Raw genomic sequence first — 16,824 nt, forward strand, 5'->3', positions numbered from 1 at the left:
GAATAAATTTTAGAAAAAACAAGGGAGATTAATAAATTGAAGCATGAGATAAAAATTAATCTGCCAATAGCAGCGAATGAAGTTCCTAATTTGAGGGAACTTGTTGGTTGGGACGGCAGAGATTCAGACTATCCAACATTATTCGAACGTTGTAACTTTTGGGCTGGTCTCAGAGATGAACAAAATCAGCTTATAGCCTTCGGCTATGTTGCCGGGATGGGGTTACAACACGGGTACATGGAAGACATAATTGTACATCCGGAGTTTCAGAAAGAAGGAATTGGCGAATCCTTAGTTAGGAAATTACTTCAAGAGGCAGAACGTGTTGGGTTAGAGATTATAACATTGACATACGATTCAAAACATACATCCTTTTATATAAGGAGTGGGTTCACTCCCTGCTCTGGGGGATTATGGAGGAGGAAAGATTAAACCAACGGGACACGATAGTTCAACACGCCCTGCTGATTATTAAAACCTCTCCTTAGAAGCAAACTAGATTTAATAGCTTCTATAGGGAGGTTTTGTTATGAAATTATATGAGCTGTGGAGGTTGTATGAAGCTGACAAGCGCATTCAAGGATTCAGTACGAGAACTTTAAAAGCATACGCCCTTCAGCACAAAATGTTGATGCAAGAGCTTGGTAATCTCGATATCACAGAGGTAACGTTAACCGTGCTGAAGGAGTACTTGGCAAAACAAGCTGATCGTTTGAAGCCAAGCAGCCTGGGTCATCGCATTCGGTTTGTTCGTTGTCTTTTCCGTTACGCTTATGAAGAGACGTATCTGACTTCAAATCCTTCTCTAAAATTAAGAGAACCGAAATTAGATAAGCGCATTCCAAAATTTTTGATTGAGGAAGACGTCATCCACTTAAAGATCTCTTGTCAGTCACTCAGGGAAAGAGCGCTGCTGGAGTTTCTGTACAGCACCGGCTGCCGTGTTGGAGAGGTGGAGAAGATTAACATCGAGGATCTTAACTGGGAGAACTGTTCAGCAATTGTTAATGGCAAGGGATCGAAGCAAAGAGAAGTTTATTTTACGACAGAGTGCAAAGTATGGTTAAAGAAGTACCTGGCCAGCCGTGAGGACTCCTGCAAAGCCTTGTTTGTTACCGATACGCATCCAACAAAACGAATGACTATACCTATGATTAGATGGGCCTTAAAACGGCTTGCAGACCGGGGAGAAATTGAAGCGAGCGTATACCCGCATCGCTTTCGGCATACTTATGCATGCCAGCTCCTTGATAACGGTGCCCCCTTAGATTTCATCCAAGGCGTGCTCGTCATGAGAAAGCATCGACCACTCAAATTTACGCACAGCTCCGCAGCGAACGTCGGAGAGAGCTTTATCGACGGTTCTTTTAAGTATTCATGGCGGCGGATCCCATTTAGAATTCCGCCGCCGTTCAACTAAAGGGCAGGAATTTTCCAAATTCTAAATGGTGTATAATATAACGAAGTAAGTGAATATTTTCGGGTGGTGAGTGTTTGGATAGAATTTATTATATTTATGAAATATACAGCCACTATTACAGCGGTTTTGCAGATTATGATAATATGTTGATTCACTTTGACCATATATCTTTTATAGATGCTACCACTCATGTATTTGAAATTATTCCAGCGAGCAATGAATTTTTAACTATTGAAATAGAAAGCGAAAAATATTATAGGTATTGTTGCGAGAATGATTATCCTGACATCCTTTTCCGTTCAGATTACTGTGGAGAAAGAGAGCTTAAAAAGTTAGCTATTCTAAAGTCAGAACACCCAACTATATCGGAAAAACAATGGGAAGAAGCTGAACTTGAATATCAGCGATATTTATTTAGGGATAAATATTTAGATGCTAATAAGGATAACACAAATAGAAAGACAGGCATTGTACATTACGATATGAAAGAAACGGACTTGCCATATGAGCATTCATATATTGAATGGATGGATTGATTGAATAAAATAAGTATTTATAGTTTTGAAAATTTGTATTTTCTATAGAATAGGAGTTGCAAAAATGCTCATTGAGTTTGAAAAACAATTAGAATTGGGAAATACAAGTAATAACATTGAAACAGATAGTAATCATTTTGTGGATTTGCATGATGGAAATATAGTTCTTTACAATAAGAAAATCAAACGCGTAAAGTCAAACTCGAACAAAAAAGCATTACTCTAATCATTAAGAAATGCTTTTTGTTAGTTGAACCATTACGCTAACGGGAAACGATAGTTGAATAATGGTATAAAGGCAGCTGGCCAAAATCAGCTGCCTATTTCAAACTTTCAAGCAGAATAATGCGATTAAAGGGAATGATTTGATGAATAAGCATTTAAAGAATCTTGCCTATGAAATCAACTCGTTTAAAAAATGGGCAAATGAAGTAAATGACAAGAGTAAAGAATGGGAAACGGATTATCTTCAATGGGATAGAATTTATCTCGCTATTAATGAAGTATTACGGAATGTCCCCATTAATGAATTGGAGCAAGATGATTACGAATTGTTGCTTTATTCATTGGCAAGAGACAATGAAGTTGAAAATGTTTTACAGTCACTTATTAATTACCCAGAGGCGTTAAAACATCTGGCATATAGAGCCCCCACGTATGAAGATTACGAAGCATGATGGCAAGTAGCGTATGGACTTGGGGAAATTAAGGACAGGGACGATGAAGTACAAGAACTCTTAAATAAATTTTTGCAAGATGAAAATGAATACGTTCGAAGAAGAGCAACTTTTGCAAATGAAAATGGATAAGTAAGTCCCAATTGTTTTTAAGCTAACGGGACACGTTAGTTCAATGAAATAGCGACAGGCTAGGACCTTATTTTCTAGTCCTTGGCTGTCGCTGTCTCAATTCGCCAGATTACTGCCTTCGCCAGGCGTTGAATCGTTTTTAAGGTACATAATCAATATGTGTATCCAGAGCCTTTCTCTCAAAACGCTAAATTATTATTTTTCCATCTTTGTAACATTTTCAGTACATTCACGTCTAGGGGAAGAATAAAAGATATGCGGAGGGAAAAAAGATGAGAAATGTAATGAAAAAACCACTGATTCTACTCATGTTAATCGCCATCTTCAGCATGGGCATTAGCGGATCTGCTTTTGCTCATAAAGGGAACAATCAGAGTAAACAAGACGGGAAAGAAAGCTTGAACGCGGCAACAGCAGTGACTATGATCGTAAAAGGCTTGGATTTAAACATCGACAATATTAAATTTATCAAGAAACCGGAGGCAGCCGACTATTATACGAAGATTAAAAACACCTCTTCATACGCGGAATACTTCATCATCGCTCAATTTAACGGACTTGGTGTTGCGAAAGATATTAATCCTTCCGCTAAAGTCACCCGGGAGCAATTCGCCAAATGGCTATTTGGGGAACTGAGCTATCAAGGAAATTATGCATGGATCGAAACTTTCCAAAGCGTTTCGGATGCCGACCAAGTGACAAACGGATACATGGATAGTATTCAGAAGCTGCTCATTGCTAAGATCGTCTCCCTAGACAGCAAGCATCGCTTCTACCCTAAAAGCTATATCACCCGCGCAGAAGCTGCCGATATGATCCGCAAAACGTTAAAATTCATTAAAAATACAAAACCGCTAACACCTGATACTTCCGAGCTCAACCAAGTAAAAATCACTTCAGATAAAGAAACGAATTCTGTCACCCGAGTTACGTTATCCGCCCTAGCTCCTCACTCTGGATATGGACTCGAGATCACGGGCATCCAATTCTCGAAAGGTGTAGCGACTATTCAATATAGAGTCGTGCAGCCTGATCCTGACAAAATGTACATGCAAGTCATCACTGAATTGAAAGCCGTGACTTATATACCTTCAGACTACAAAGCTGTACTTGGGGTAGTAAGACCCACAGATCCATTCCAAGGTTAATATTGTTGAGCAGGCTGTCGAAGCCTGCTCATTTTGTTAAGCTACCGGATAGGAATGTTGAATACAACCTCGAATAGTCATATAAACCAATAAGTCATTATTTTTGGGAAAGGGTAAAAGGAAAATGAACAATAATACAGCTCTGTGCGAATGATAAAAACATGGAGACATTACAAGCCGCGTAAATCGCGGTTTTTTTGTTTTATGCTCCCAATTTCTTGTCACTGACACCTCACGTCAGTATAGGCTAGAAAATTGAACTCATAATTGTTGAGCAGTTATGTATTGATAGTGTAATTCAAAAAAATTGTGGACAACAAGCTAGCCCAGGACCAGTTCAGACAAAAGCTAGCGACGCAATCATTTGTAATGAAATGGATTGGGTATATTTACTTACATATGTTCATATAAAAATATAATAATTTGATATCAAAATACCGATAAAACTAGTACAGCAAGACTATTTTACACAAAAAAGGGGAAGTTTTTATGACAATTCCGAAAAAGAGAAAAGGAAGAAAGTGGCTTGTCAGTCTATTAGTCAGTTTACAGGTGTTCACTTATTCGAGTATTTCCTTCGCAGCACCAAACGAACTCCATGATATTGACAGTGGGATCGCGGGACTTACTTACAATCGCAATGAAGTCTTGGCTGTAAAAGGGGATCAAATCAGTAGTTTTGTTCCTAAAGAAGGTCGTCAATCCAATGGTAAATTTATTGTAGTTGAACGGGATAAAAAGTCACTCACAACTTCACCCGTAGATATCTCCATTATTGATTCCATCACAAATCGAACTTATCCAGGTGCTATACAGCTGGCAAATCAGGATTTTGCGGATAACCAGCCTAGTCTGCTTATGGCAAAGAGACAACCGTTAGATATTAGCATTGATCTGCCCGGTTTGAAGAATGAAAATACAATCGCGGTTCAAAATCCGAATTACAGCAGCGTATCTGGGGCCGTTGATCAGCTCGTGTCGACATGGGGTGAGAAGTACTCTGGTACGCATACACTGCCTGCAAGATTACAGTATGCAGAATCTATGGTTTATAGCAAAAATCAAATTTCGAGTGCACTAAATGTGAACGCTCAAGTGCTTAACGGCACGCTTGGAATCGACTTTAATGCGGTCGCTAGCGGCGAGAAAAAAGTGATGATTGCCGCTTATAAGCAAATCTTCTATACTGTCAGCGCAGCACTTCCTAACAACCCATCGGAGTTGTTTGACAACAGTGTAACGTTTGCTGAATTGGTCCGAAAAGGAGTAAGCAACGAGACCCCGCCACTCATGGTGTCTAACGTATCTTATGGCAGAACCATCTACGTAAAATTAGAGACGACCTCAAAGAGCAGTGATGTTCAAACCGCATTTAAATTATTGCTTAACAATCCTAGCGTTCAAACCAGTGGCCAGTACAAAGATATTTATGAAAACAGTTCGTTTACTGCTGTTGTATTAGGCGGCGATGCACAAACACATAACCAAGTCGTCACTAAAGACTTCAATGTCATTCAAAGTGTCATCAAGGACAATGCACAGTTCAGCAGTAACAACCCAGCTTATCCTATTTCTTATACTAGTGTCTTCTTGAAAGACAATTCCATTGCAGCGGTTCATAACAATACCGAGTATATCGAAACAAAAACGACAGAATATACAAAAGGTAAAATAACACTTGATCATAGTGGCGCGTATGTAGCTCAATTTGAAGTGTCTTGGGATGAGTTTACGTATGACGAAAATGGACAAGAAATCATTACTCATAAAACATGGGAAGGAAGTGGCCGAAATAGAACAGCTCACTTCTCGACAGAGATTCCACTTCCGCCTAATGCCAAGAACATAAAAATCTTTGCAAAAGAATGCACGGGTCTTGCCTGGGAATGGTGGAGAACCATTATAGATGAAACGAACGTTCCGTTAACCAGCAATATACAAGTTTCGATTTGGGGAACAACGTTGTATCCGTCAACATCCATCAGCCAATAGTCATTTCTGAAAATCTCCCTTTCTGATAGGGAGATTTTCTTTTTGTAAGGTATGTTTTCTTTTATTGTTGGTGATTGACCAAAAGAAAACCGCTCACAATATTGGCGGCAAATCTAACTATCATTCAACGTTCATTTTACATTTTGAAACAAACCTCTACCGATTACATTGGCTGATATTGGTTTAATTCCAATCTCTCTGCCCCATATGGATAGTTGACCCATATGATGAATTTCATGTGCAATGACATGACGCAAAATTTCACCCTTGGTATAACATTCTTCAGTCCAGGGAACAGTCACAACCTCGTTATCAAAATCATTGGACCATGTATTCAGGAATACCTGTGTTTCATTTACCCAAGAATCGGAAAGTTCCTTTACTTGTTGAAGTGAATTATAGTTCTCATACTGCACTTGAATGTCTGGCTTCCCTTGTATTCCACGAATCCAACTATACTCCACGTCTGAAATATGGAAAAGTGTATGAAGAATGCTGCCTACCCCACCAATTCGATTACGCAGCAATTCCTCCATTGGAATTTGTTTGCACAGCTCAAACCATTCATCTCGTACCATCCAGTTATACTGAAACAACGTTACCAACTCAATCGCTCCTTATTAAATATTTCTGAATTTCATCTCTTATCATAGATAGTCGTTCATTCGCGATGAAAAGGATACCTGTATAAATTTAGTAGTAGTCTCATTTACAGTGAAAGACAAAAGGTGACCCCTATATTTATCTTATCTGACGCTGTATTCTCCTCTTCCTTGCTGTCAAAATGGGGAAACCAAGCGAGATAGGCTTCTCTAATTATAGAACAAACGTTCCTGTTTGTCTAATATCAGCCAATGAAATTTAACATCATCAATTTGATAAGTAAATTCGCAATATATTAACAGCCATCCATATGCAATTTTTTCTGCCTACAGTGGTGAATACGGGGGGCTTTTTTTATTTGTCCGAATGTTTAGTAGATAAATTCTAATTTTAAATATTTAATTCTGTCGGATTCTGTAGGTTTTCGTGGGTACCCGATTAACTTTGAATAACCACCTATTTCATTCGAAGGAGAGGGGGACAGGGATGATTCATTTCCATCAGATTAATAAGCATTACGGTCCTTATCATGTGCTGAAAGATATTAATTTATCGATCAAACAAGGTGAGGTTGTCGTCGTGATCGGCCCGAGCGGATCTGGAAAAAGTACATTGGTACGCTGTATTAACCGCTTGGAGTTGGTTACTGACGGTGAATTGATTGTTGACGGTATGCGTGTAAATGACAAATCTATCGACATTAACCATCTGCGGCGCAATATCGGGATGGTGTTCCAACATTTCAACTTGTACCCTCACAAGACGGTACTGCAAAACATTACCCTTGCTCCTACAAAAGTAGCAGGCATGTCAAAGTTTGAGGCAGAAGAAGCGGCAATGCTAAACCTTGAGAAAGTAGGCATCGCTGATAAAGCTAATGCTTTTCCGTCCCAGTTGTCCGGCGGTCAGCAGCAGCGGGTCGCTATCGCACGGGGACTCGCAATGAAGCCTAAAATTATGTTGTTCGACGAGCCTACCTCGGCACTAGATCCAGAAACAATCGGCGAAGTGCTGGACGTCATGCGAAAGCTGGCGCGGGAAGGCATGACGATGGTGGTAGTCACTCACGAGATGGGTTTCGCCAAAGAAGTGGCGGATCGGATTGTATTTATGGATCAAGGCAGAATTATTGAAGAGGCGGAGCCAGCACAATTTTTCACGCAACCATGCGAAGAGCGGGCTCGATTGTTCCTCAGCCGGATATTAAACCACTAATCATAAGGAGAGTTGGATATGAAACGTTGGGGTAAAGTTATCGGATTATCGTTAGTTGTTGCACTTCTTGTAAGCGCTTTAGCAGGGTGCGTGAAACAAGCATCTGAAGCCGAAGGTTCGATTGCCAAAATTAAAAAGCAGGGCAAAATCATTGCAGGAGTCAAGTACGATTTGAATTTATTCGGATTAAAGGACCCCGCTAGTGGACAAGTGCAGGGTCTAGACATCGATATCGCAAAGCAGATCGCCAAGAAAGTTCTCGGGGACGAAAATGCAATTGAATTTATGGAAGTGACCTCTAAAACACGGATCCCCATGCTTAAAAACGGAGACATTGATATGATTGTGGCGACGATGACGATTACAGAAGAGAGAAAAAAAGAAATTGATTTCTCGGATGTATACTTTACGGCCGGCCAGTCATTGCTAGTGCCTAGTGACAGCGCAATCAACTCTATCAAAGATTTAACGAAGGATTCAAAAGTGCTGACTGCAAAGGGATCCACATCCGCAAAAAATGTTCGCGAGGCGGCGCCTGACGCCCAAGTCATGGAATTTGAAAACTATGCGGAGGCGTTTACCGCCTTAAAAGCGGGCCAAGGCATTGCATTAACAACCGATAATGCCTTGCTCTATGGAATGGCTAAGCAAGATAGTAAGTTTCGAGTGGTGGAGGAGACCTTTACAAAAGAGCCGTATGGTATAGGCATCCGTAAAGGTGATGAAGAATTTGCGAAATTAATCAACGATACGTTAAAAGAACTAAAGGATAGCGGACAGTATGTCCATATTTATGAAAAATGGATTGGTAAAAAACCGAACTAAGCTTAAATGTTGAGGGGATAAGCGTAGGCCGCTCTTCTCCTCTTTCTTTTTAACAAAGACTACAAGTTTAGGAGGGCAAAATATAGTGATTCAATTTTCGGTTCTTACGGAGCATCTCGACCGTTACTTGATCGGATTGGGGGGGACTGTTGCCGCAAGTGTTATTTCCCTCCTTGCGAGTTTTGTGCTGGGTGCCATTATCGCGGTGATCTGCATTACGCCTGTGAAGCCACTACAATGGATTGGAACCGCCTACGTTGAGTTTTTCCGCAATATCCCCCTCATACTCATCGCATTTTTTGTGCTGGTTGGCGTTCCGCTCTTGACGGGTGCTATTTTGGTGCCGTTTATATCCGGACTTACAGCCTTGACGGTGTACACTTCTGCTTTCATTGCGGAAGTGATCCGTGCTGGAATCCAATCTGTTCCCAAGGGTCAAATGGAAGCAGCCCGCTCTTCTGGAATAACCTATCTTCAAGCTATGCGATATGTCATTATGCCACAAGCTATTAAATTAGTTATTCCTCCGTTAGGCAATCAATTTTTGAATCTGGTGAAAAATTCATCGATATTTACGGTGTTGTCGGCATCGGACTTAATGTATCAGGCTGATTTAATTAATTCGGATACGTTTGACACCTTCAGCACCTACATTTTTGCCGCATTGTTTTACTTGATCTTGACGATTCCGCTTAGTTTCGGTATCCGATACTTGGAGCGCAGGTTCCAACACGTAAAAGGAGTTGAGGCATAATGGATTTTATTGGCGCGTTGTCCCCGGTAAATATACAGTTTTTGCTGAGTGGTTTTTTAATCACGTTAGAGGTTGCGCTGATCTCCATTGCGGCTAGCTTTCTTATTAGCGTGGTTGTGGGTACTGTCCGATACGCACAAGTGCCTGTATTAGGGAAGTTATTTGCGGTTATCGTAGAGACAATCCGCAACCTGCCACTGCTCTTGATTATCTTTTTTACTTACTTTGCTCTGCCTGAGATCGGAATTAAACTTGATAAATTTACAGCAGCGGTCATTGCGCTTGTCATTTTCGAGTCAGCCATGATTTCCGAAATCGTACGAGGGGGGCTAAACTCCGTCGAAAAGGGACTAATAGAGGCAGGTCGTTCTTCCGGATTAACAGCTGTACAGACACTTACACACATTGTGCTGCCAATCGCGCTGCGCCGTATGGTGCCGCCAATGGTGAGCCAATTCATCTCGCTGTTAAAAGATACATCGCTTGCGGTAGTTATTGCGCTTCCGGAATTGATGAACCATGTACAGATCATCAACGGTCATCATATTAATTACGTCATTCCGACGTTTTTGTTTGCCGCCCTCCTGTATTTTACAATCAATTATTTACTCTCGATCGCTTCGCGCAAGCTTGAAAATAAACATGTTTGAGCATTTTGTATAGACCTGAGCCTCAGACTATGCCTTTACAATCTCTTATCCTATTCCTAACATCGCTCTGATATTTCAGTGCTAACATAAATTATCAACTGTGTTAAGAGGTGAATAGAGGTGAATCACATGAAGAGAAGATGGTCACTCTTGTTGCTGACGCTAGCTGTTGCGCTGAGCTCGATTCCAATGGGAACGAGCGTGCAAGCGCAAGAGAGCAAAGGAAGCGAAGGAAAGGCAACGGTTGAGCTTGTAAGTGCAGGCTCGCACTGGAGCTACAACGATGAAGGAATTGACTATAGTCAGGCGATGAAGCAGGCTGTCTATGATTATTCGTCATGGAAATTGGGCCTTGCTCCATTTGGATACAAGGAGAAGAATGGCATCGCGACCAATGAGGTAGCTCCAGATTCTATATTCGATAAGGTTGCCACGACCATTAGCTTTGGCGGGAATGCTAAGAACAAGCATACGACAACGTATTTCAGCAAAGTCATTACGATTGATGAAGTTCGTGACTATGCTTCCTTTGAGGCGACTTTTGGTGTGGACGACGGCTATATGTTCTATGTGAATGGGGCAGAAATCAGCCGCGGTGGAATGCCGGATGGCGAGGTGACGTATGGGACTTTATCCACATCCTCAAAAGACAAGCCGGTTATTTATAAAGAGGATGTGAGCGCAAAGCTTAAGGCTGCACTGAAAAAAGGGAATAATACTTTGACCGTTGAGGTACATAATCAAAGCCTTTCCAGCTCAGACCTTTATTTCGATATGATGCTGACAGCTGTTCCTGCGTTGAAGCCGCTGCCGCTTGTCACACAAAGCTCACTATGGCGTTACAATGATGAGGGTATCGATCATAGTCGGACGGTTACGGACGTAACTTATGATTATTCGTCATGGAAGAGCGGCCTTGCCCCATTTGGCTATAAAGAAAAGAATGGTGCAGCGACTGATGACGTTATGCCGGATACCGTATTTGACAAGGTGTCCACAATGCTGGACTTCGGTCAAGACCGCAAGAACAAGCGTACGACCAGCTATTTGAGCAAAACGATAACGATTGCTGATCTGCGTGGTTATGGCTCGTTTGAAAGTGTGTTTGGCGCAGATGACGGCTTTATCTTCTATGTAAACGGTATTGAGGTGTTTCGAGGCGGGATGCCGGAGGGACTCGTAACATACGCAACCTTGGCAGCTTCAAATAAAGATAAGCCAGTAATTTATACTCCGGATTTGAATGAAGCATTAAAAAAATGGCTGCGTCCAGGGCCGAATGTACTGACGATCGAAGTTCACAACCAAAGCCCGTCGAGCTCAGACTTGTATTTCGACATGAAGCTGACTGCGCTGCCTGAGCAGGATAGCAATGGTGGTGGCACGAATCCTGGTGGCGGCAATGGTGGCAATCCTGGCAATCAAGGACAAGGCATTGTGATGCTGTCTAAAGATTCGAGTTGGAAGTATCTAGATGATGGATTTAACCAAGGAACAGCATGGCGGACAACGAGCTATAATGACTCTGGTTGGGCTTCAGGTCGCGGGCCGCTTGGATATCCAGCAGACGAATCAACGACCGCTTTTGGAAGTATTCAGCAGGTGATTAGCTATGGAAAGGATGCTGCGAAGAAGCATCCGACCACTTATTTTCGATCGACGATGGACGTAAATAACTTGTCGGCATACAACAAAATTGTCGGTCAATTTGGAATTGATGACGGTGTTATTCTCTATGTCAATGGTACAGAAGTCTATCGATACAACATGCCTGCGGGAGAACCTGATTACCAGACTTACAGTGCTACAACGTTAGGCAGCCCGACGACGGAAACCGCAGATTTGACACAAGCGCTTAAGAGTGTGCTAAAAGAAGGGCGTAATGTGCTGGCTGCGGAGGTTCACCAACGAAGTGGCAGCAGCTCAGATTTATATTGGGCGATGCAGTTGATCGCAAATCCTAAGGATGAGGGACAGGGGAATTCCGGAAACCTCATTCCAACGGCACTGTCGATGACATTTAATGGTGATCCGAGCACAACTCAAGGTTTTGCTTGGTATACCGACCCGAAGGTACAAGGAACAAAGCTGGAGCTTGCACCAACAGCTATCGTGACAGGGCCTACGCTGCCAGCGGGACATACGTTGACATTTGAAGGAACGTCCATGGACGTTCAAGTCTATCAGACACGTTCTGATAAAAGTGCAGGCAAGCGTACGGTGTACGCAAGTCATAAGGTGTTGGCTCAAGGATTGCAGCCGAATACAACCTACAGCTACCGAGTAGGTGACGGGCAGGATGGGCACTGGAGTGGCATCAGCACCTTTACAACGGCGAAGCCAAGTGATGAGGCGTATACGTTCCTGTATACAACAGATCCGCAAGGGACGACAGAGCCCGAATACGTCACATGGAATCATACGTTGGAGGAGGGGATGAAGAAGTTCCCTAGCTCCCGTTTCATAACGGTCACAGGTGATTTGGTTGATCATGGTGATATTGAAGACCAGTGGATGTGGATGCTGAATAAGCCGAAATCCATTTTTAAAGAAATACCGTTAGTTCCAACAGTGGGTAACCACGAGAACAAACTGAACAATAACTATTGGTATCATTTTAACTTGCCTAATATTTCATATACCGGAGCAAAGCCAGACGGATCGGTCTATTCCTTTGATTATGGAGCAGCTCACTTTATGGTCATTAATACGGAATATAATGAAGTGAAAGATGTTGATGTGGTGTACAAGAAGCAGGAGGAGTGGCTGCGTAAGGAAGCTGCAAAAAGCAATCAGAAGTGGAAGATCGTCATGTTCCATAAGTCCCCTTATTCAGTTGCCAGCCATACAGATGACAGCGATACCCTTTTCTTCCGTGATAAGCTGACATCGTTATTTGACGAGCTTGGTATTGATGTTGTGCTTAGTGGACACGATCACTCCTACACGCGGACATATCCAATGTACAACCATGAGCCGCAAAAGAACACGCCTTTAGATGGAAATGGAAGTCTGCTTAATCCGAAGGGCACCTTGTATTTGGTGAGCAATGCAGCAGGGGACAAACGGTATTCACCAAAGAAGGGACCGTTCCCGTTTGCTGAAAAATACGGTCAGCCGAATAAGGAGATGTTTACAGGTGTAACGGTGACCGAAGACAAAATCTCCTTTGACGTGTACACAACGACAGAGACGGGATCTACTGATCGTTATGATCAATTCAGCATCAAGAAGACATCACCTAAGCCGAACCTTGTACGCGAAGCGAAGCTTGGAGCGATTCAAAATGGCTCGGCTGCGGTGTCTTGGCTGGCACCTTCAAGTGGGCCAGAGATCACAAATTATCGAATTTATGAGAAGAGCGACCAGCTTGGACCGAACTGGAACGTTCAAATTCGACCTGAGCAAGGCAAAGCCTCTTACAGCTATATAGTTCAAGGATTGGATGCAGCGAAGCGCTATCAATTTGTGATTAAAGCCGTTAGCGGAAAAGTCAATGCCGATGGTGTTGTTGCGGTATTAAGTGACAGTGGTTCTGGAAATAACAACGGAAATGGCAACGGTAACGGAAATAATAATGGAAATGGGAACGGAAGCAGCTCTGGCGGGAATTCTGGAAGTGGCACAGGAACAAGCACAGGTAATGCCGGTGGCACCAGTAGCGAAAAGGATTCTTCGAAAACTGGCAGCGGCAGCACCGAAAATGGGAAGCCATCCCCTTCATTATCTGATGTAAGTGGTCATTGGGCAGAGAACGCTATTCGTGAGAGTGTGAATCGTGGTTTTGTTACGGGGTATGCGGATGGTACTTTTAAGCCTAATAAGCAGGTGTCGCGAGCAGAATTAGTTGCGATGCTGACGAGAGCCCTCCAACGGTCGGGCGACGGTGCTGCACGAACATTTGCGGACCAAGACCAGATTCAACAATGGGCAGTACAGGCGATTAGACAAGGGGTTGAAGCGGGATGGGTGACTGGCTATAGCAATAACACCTTCCAGCCTAACCGTGCCTTAACTAGAACCGAATTGGCAGTAATTATTGTACGGACAGCAGGGCTTGAACCGAAGTCTCAAGCGAAGCTCAACTTTGCCGATGTGAAGCAGATTCCGGCTTGGGCTGTTCCGTATGTGGCAGCAGCTGCGGAGGCAGGCTACATTAAGGGTATTAGTGGAAATCGGTTTGCACCAAATGCGCATGCAACACGAGCCGAAGCTGTCAGTATGATTGTTAGCCTTTTAGCTCGTAACAACCGATAGTTTTAAATAGCAGGCTCCCCCAGAGTAATTGGGGGAGCCTTTTTAATATCCATGAGCTGTAGTGATTGCCTTCTCCAGAGCTATCCATCTGAAGATCTGAAATGGCAGCGTTACAGTACACAGGGCCAACAAAACAGCTAGCACCAAGGCACAGTTTGGTGTCGCTGATTCGGTTTTCATTTCTACTGCTTATTAGCCAAATTGGATTTATGCAAGCTGCTTAGTTAAAAAATGTAGGATTTACGCGACAAAATACACTCTTTTCCAGTACGATAAGTGGAGAGGGAAAGGGGGATCACAGGTGGGAAGGAGCGGCAAATCGGAATGCGAGACTATAGATTGTTTATTTGGATCATCATTCTATTGTCGACAGGACTACTCGGTGAGGTAAAGATCACTCCGTTTGGAGGGGAGTTTCGATTTTCGCTCGGAATTATGGCTTATTTTTTCGGAATGTTATGGTTTTCAGTTCCTGTACTTGTAACGGGTATTTCCGCTGGACTATTTGTAGTTTCGTTCCGAATTGCAATGGATGGGATGCTGCAGGGTATCCCTTTGGATGACAGGCTAGTTCAGCATTCTCCCGTAATTTTCTATTATGTGACGTTCGCGGCAGTAATTTCGCTGCTCAAGATTAAAACGAACGTCGAATATCACTTGAAAGTTGCCTTTTTCGGCGCCTTTGCAGATATGGCATCCAATGGCGCAGAACTGTTGATCCGTATGGCCTCAGGCGAGTCTACTGGTATGACGTATCAAGAGATGATGTTGATCATCTTAGTTGGCTTGCTCCGCAGCTTTTTTGTTGTAGGGCTGTGCAACATGCTGGCCATTCGGCAGGTAAGAGCGCTGGGGGAACAAAGACGCTTGGAATTGGAGCGTTTAATGATGATTAATTCAGATTTGTTTGCTGAGGCTTTTTATCTCAAGAAGTCCATGTCTCATATTGAAGAAATTACACGTGAAAGCTACCAGTTATACAAATCACTCAAAAAGGAGTCGTACCCGTATTCAGCACAAGCTCTTCATATTGCAGAGCATGTGCATGAAGTCAAAAAAGATTCGGAACGGATTTTAGCCGGTTTATTTAAGATCATCCAACAGGAGCGTATGCTGTCAAAGCGTATTGTTATTTCAGATTTGTGTGCCATGGTGGTTCGCGCAAATGCCAATTACAGCTTGCTGCTCGGCAAACAGGTCGAAATCAAAGCGTGTACGGACATCAACGTGTCCACAAACGAGATTTATCCACTGCTTTCCGTACTGAATAACATCGTATCGAATGCGGTAGAAGCCATTACACAGCAAGGACATATTCGGTTGCAGGGAGAGTTATGCGATGATTGCATTTTGTTCTCCGTCACGGACAATGGCCCAGGCATATGTGCTGATGAAATGGACATGATTTTTCATCCTGGATTTACGACCAAATTTGATGCTGCAGGAAACGCATCAACAGGCATTGGGCTTTCCCACGCTGCGGACATCGTTCGCTTGCTGGGGGGAGATCTTAACGTTTGCAGCGATACAGACTTTACGCGCTTCGAAGTACGTATTCCTGTGGAACGTTTAACGCAAAGGGAGGCTGTTGAAGGTGCTCAAATTTTATGTGGTTGAAGACGATCCTGCTGTTCGCAAAATGTTATCGCGCATCGTGGCCGAAAGCGGCCTAGGCGAGGTCATCGGCGAAGCCGAAGATGGAGCTTGTGCGTCTGTAATAGCCGTTCAAGCTGCGGACGTTGTAATCATTGATCTGTTGATGTCGGGCCGTGATGGCATTGAAACCGTCAAAGCGCTGCGGGAAGCAAATTACAGTGGCAGATTTATTATGATCTCCCAAGTGGAGAACAAGGAAATGATAGGCGAGGCTTACCAGCAAGGTGTCGATACTTTTATCCAGAAGCCCATTAATCGCTTGGAAGTTCTAGCTGTGCTGCGACGTGTGTCTGATCACCTGATGTTAGAGAAATCGATGCAGGCGATTCGTAACTCACTTCGTTTGTTGGAGGTGTCAGGGACCGCAGATATGAAGCCAGGAAGGCTCCTTAAGCAGGAGAGATCGATTGAACAGCAAGCGCGCTCCTTGCTGCTGCAATTAGGAATTGCAGGTGAGGCGGGCACTTCTGACCTCATTCGTATTATGAAATGGCTAAAAACGCAGGAGCAAGCGCAGCAAATTCTGCCTGACTTGCCGCCACTCAAAACCATCTATGAACAATTGGCGATCAGCAGCCCTCAACAGCCCGGAGCAAACCTGCAAAAGGATGTGCGTGCAATTGAGCAGAGAATACGACGATTAGTTATGCAAACGCTTACTCATCTGTCGTCATTAGGCTTAAACGATTACGGTCACCCGACATTTGAATATTTTGCTGCACGGTTGTTTGACTTTCAGGAAGTCCGCCTGCGCATGCGAGAACTGGAGGAACCAAGCAAGTCGTCCGCTTCAAAATTAAACCTCAGGAAATTTTTATATGTTTTTTATGTAGAGTCCTGTTCCGTAAGTGAATAATATCAGTTCCAAAACAGGTGAAAACTGAAATCAACAAATTCAAACTGAGTTTTACTAAAATTTAATAATGAGTCAACCTGAATTACTATCAATTATCAGAGTG

Annotated in this window: 15 protein-coding genes; 14 read left to right on the top strand and 1 reads right to left on the bottom strand. The window is 43.0% G+C overall.

Translation table 11 applies throughout. The annotated features are described in order from the left end of the window. Nucleotides 1–36 precede the first annotated feature (36 nt). The 7 genes from QP775_RS17125 to QP775_RS17155 all read left to right on the top strand — a co-directional run bounded on the left by QP775_RS17125 (nucleotide 37) and on the right by QP775_RS17155 (nucleotide 5,905). Complete coding sequence (locus QP775_RS17125) at nucleotides 37–432, top strand: GNAT family N-acetyltransferase (RefSeq protein ID WP_285107798.1); 396 nt, start codon at nucleotides 37–39, stop codon at nucleotides 430–432. A 97-nt stretch (nucleotides 433–529) separates the two neighbouring features. After that, a complete protein-coding gene (locus QP775_RS17130) occupies nucleotides 530–1,420 on the top strand; it encodes a tyrosine-type recombinase/integrase (protein WP_285107800.1) in 891 nt (296 codons plus the stop codon). Between the two features lie 74 nt (nucleotides 1,421–1,494). After that, complete coding sequence (locus tag QP775_RS17135; protein ID WP_209074155.1) at nucleotides 1,495–1,956, top strand: hypothetical protein; 462 nt, start codon at nucleotides 1,495–1,497, stop codon at nucleotides 1,954–1,956. 64 nt (nucleotides 1,957–2,020) lie between these two features. Next, entirely contained in the window at nucleotides 2,021–2,182 is a 162-nt protein-coding gene (locus QP775_RS17140; protein WP_285107806.1) for a hypothetical protein, read from the top strand. A gap of 142 nt (nucleotides 2,183–2,324) precedes the next feature. Beyond that, nucleotides 2,325–2,633, top strand: coding sequence for a hypothetical protein (locus QP775_RS17145; protein WP_285107808.1), 309 nt, complete (start codon nucleotides 2,325–2,327; stop codon nucleotides 2,631–2,633). Nucleotides 2,634–3,037: 404 nt separating this feature from the next. Continuing rightward, complete coding sequence (locus tag QP775_RS17150) at nucleotides 3,038–3,913, top strand: S-layer homology domain-containing protein (protein ID WP_285107810.1); 876 nt, start codon at nucleotides 3,038–3,040, stop codon at nucleotides 3,911–3,913. A 489-nt stretch (nucleotides 3,914–4,402) separates the two neighbouring features. Then, the gene (locus QP775_RS17155; RefSeq protein ID WP_285107812.1) at nucleotides 4,403–5,905 is read left to right on the top strand and encodes a thiol-activated cytolysin family protein; all 1,503 of its coding nucleotides are present in this window, start codon (nucleotides 4,403–4,405) and stop codon (nucleotides 5,903–5,905) included. Between the two features lie 131 nt (nucleotides 5,906–6,036). Here QP775_RS17155 and QP775_RS17160 read toward each other — a convergent pair whose 3' ends face one another. After that, nucleotides 6,037–6,510 (bottom strand): DinB family protein, encoded by a 474-nt coding sequence (locus QP775_RS17160; RefSeq protein ID WP_239326775.1) that lies wholly within the window; start codon nucleotides 6,508–6,510, stop codon nucleotides 6,037–6,039. Nucleotides 6,511–6,994: 484 nt separating this feature from the next. Between QP775_RS17160 and QP775_RS17165 the strand changes: the two genes are divergently transcribed. From QP775_RS17165 to QP775_RS17195, 7 genes are all read left to right on the top strand, one after another. Further along, nucleotides 6,995–7,723 (top strand): amino acid ABC transporter ATP-binding protein, encoded by a 729-nt coding sequence (locus tag QP775_RS17165; RefSeq protein ID WP_285107815.1) that lies wholly within the window; start codon nucleotides 6,995–6,997, stop codon nucleotides 7,721–7,723. An 18-nt stretch (nucleotides 7,724–7,741) separates the two neighbouring features. Further along, entirely contained in the window at nucleotides 7,742–8,548 is an 807-nt protein-coding gene (locus QP775_RS17170) for a transporter substrate-binding domain-containing protein (RefSeq protein WP_285107817.1), read from the top strand. A gap of 85 nt (nucleotides 8,549–8,633) precedes the next feature. Continuing rightward, entirely contained in the window at nucleotides 8,634–9,302 is a 669-nt protein-coding gene (locus QP775_RS17175) for an amino acid ABC transporter permease (RefSeq protein ID WP_285107819.1), read from the top strand. Next, the gene (locus QP775_RS17180) at nucleotides 9,302–9,952 is read left to right on the top strand and encodes an amino acid ABC transporter permease (protein WP_285107822.1); all 651 of its coding nucleotides are present in this window, start codon (nucleotides 9,302–9,304) and stop codon (nucleotides 9,950–9,952) included. The genes QP775_RS17175 and QP775_RS17180 overlap by 1 nt, the downstream gene beginning before the upstream one ends. Before the next feature lie 129 nt (nucleotides 9,953–10,081). Then, entirely contained in the window at nucleotides 10,082–14,209 is a 4,128-nt protein-coding gene (locus tag QP775_RS17185; RefSeq protein WP_285107824.1) for an S-layer homology domain-containing protein, read from the top strand. Between the two features lie 324 nt (nucleotides 14,210–14,533). After that, on the top strand, nucleotides 14,534–15,826 hold the full coding sequence (locus tag QP775_RS17190) for a sensor histidine kinase (protein WP_285107826.1): 1,293 nt from the start codon (nucleotides 14,534–14,536) through the stop codon (nucleotides 15,824–15,826). Continuing rightward, complete coding sequence (locus QP775_RS17195) at nucleotides 15,804–16,721, top strand: response regulator (protein WP_285107828.1); 918 nt, start codon at nucleotides 15,804–15,806, stop codon at nucleotides 16,719–16,721. The genes QP775_RS17190 and QP775_RS17195 overlap by 23 nt, the downstream gene beginning before the upstream one ends. The last annotated feature ends 103 nt before the right edge of the window (nucleotides 16,722–16,824 follow it).

Origin of the sequence: Paenibacillus sp. UMB4589-SE434 (assembly GCF_030226685.1) — a bacterium.
GTDB lineage: Bacteria > Bacillota > Bacilli > Paenibacillales > Paenibacillaceae > Paenibacillus_B.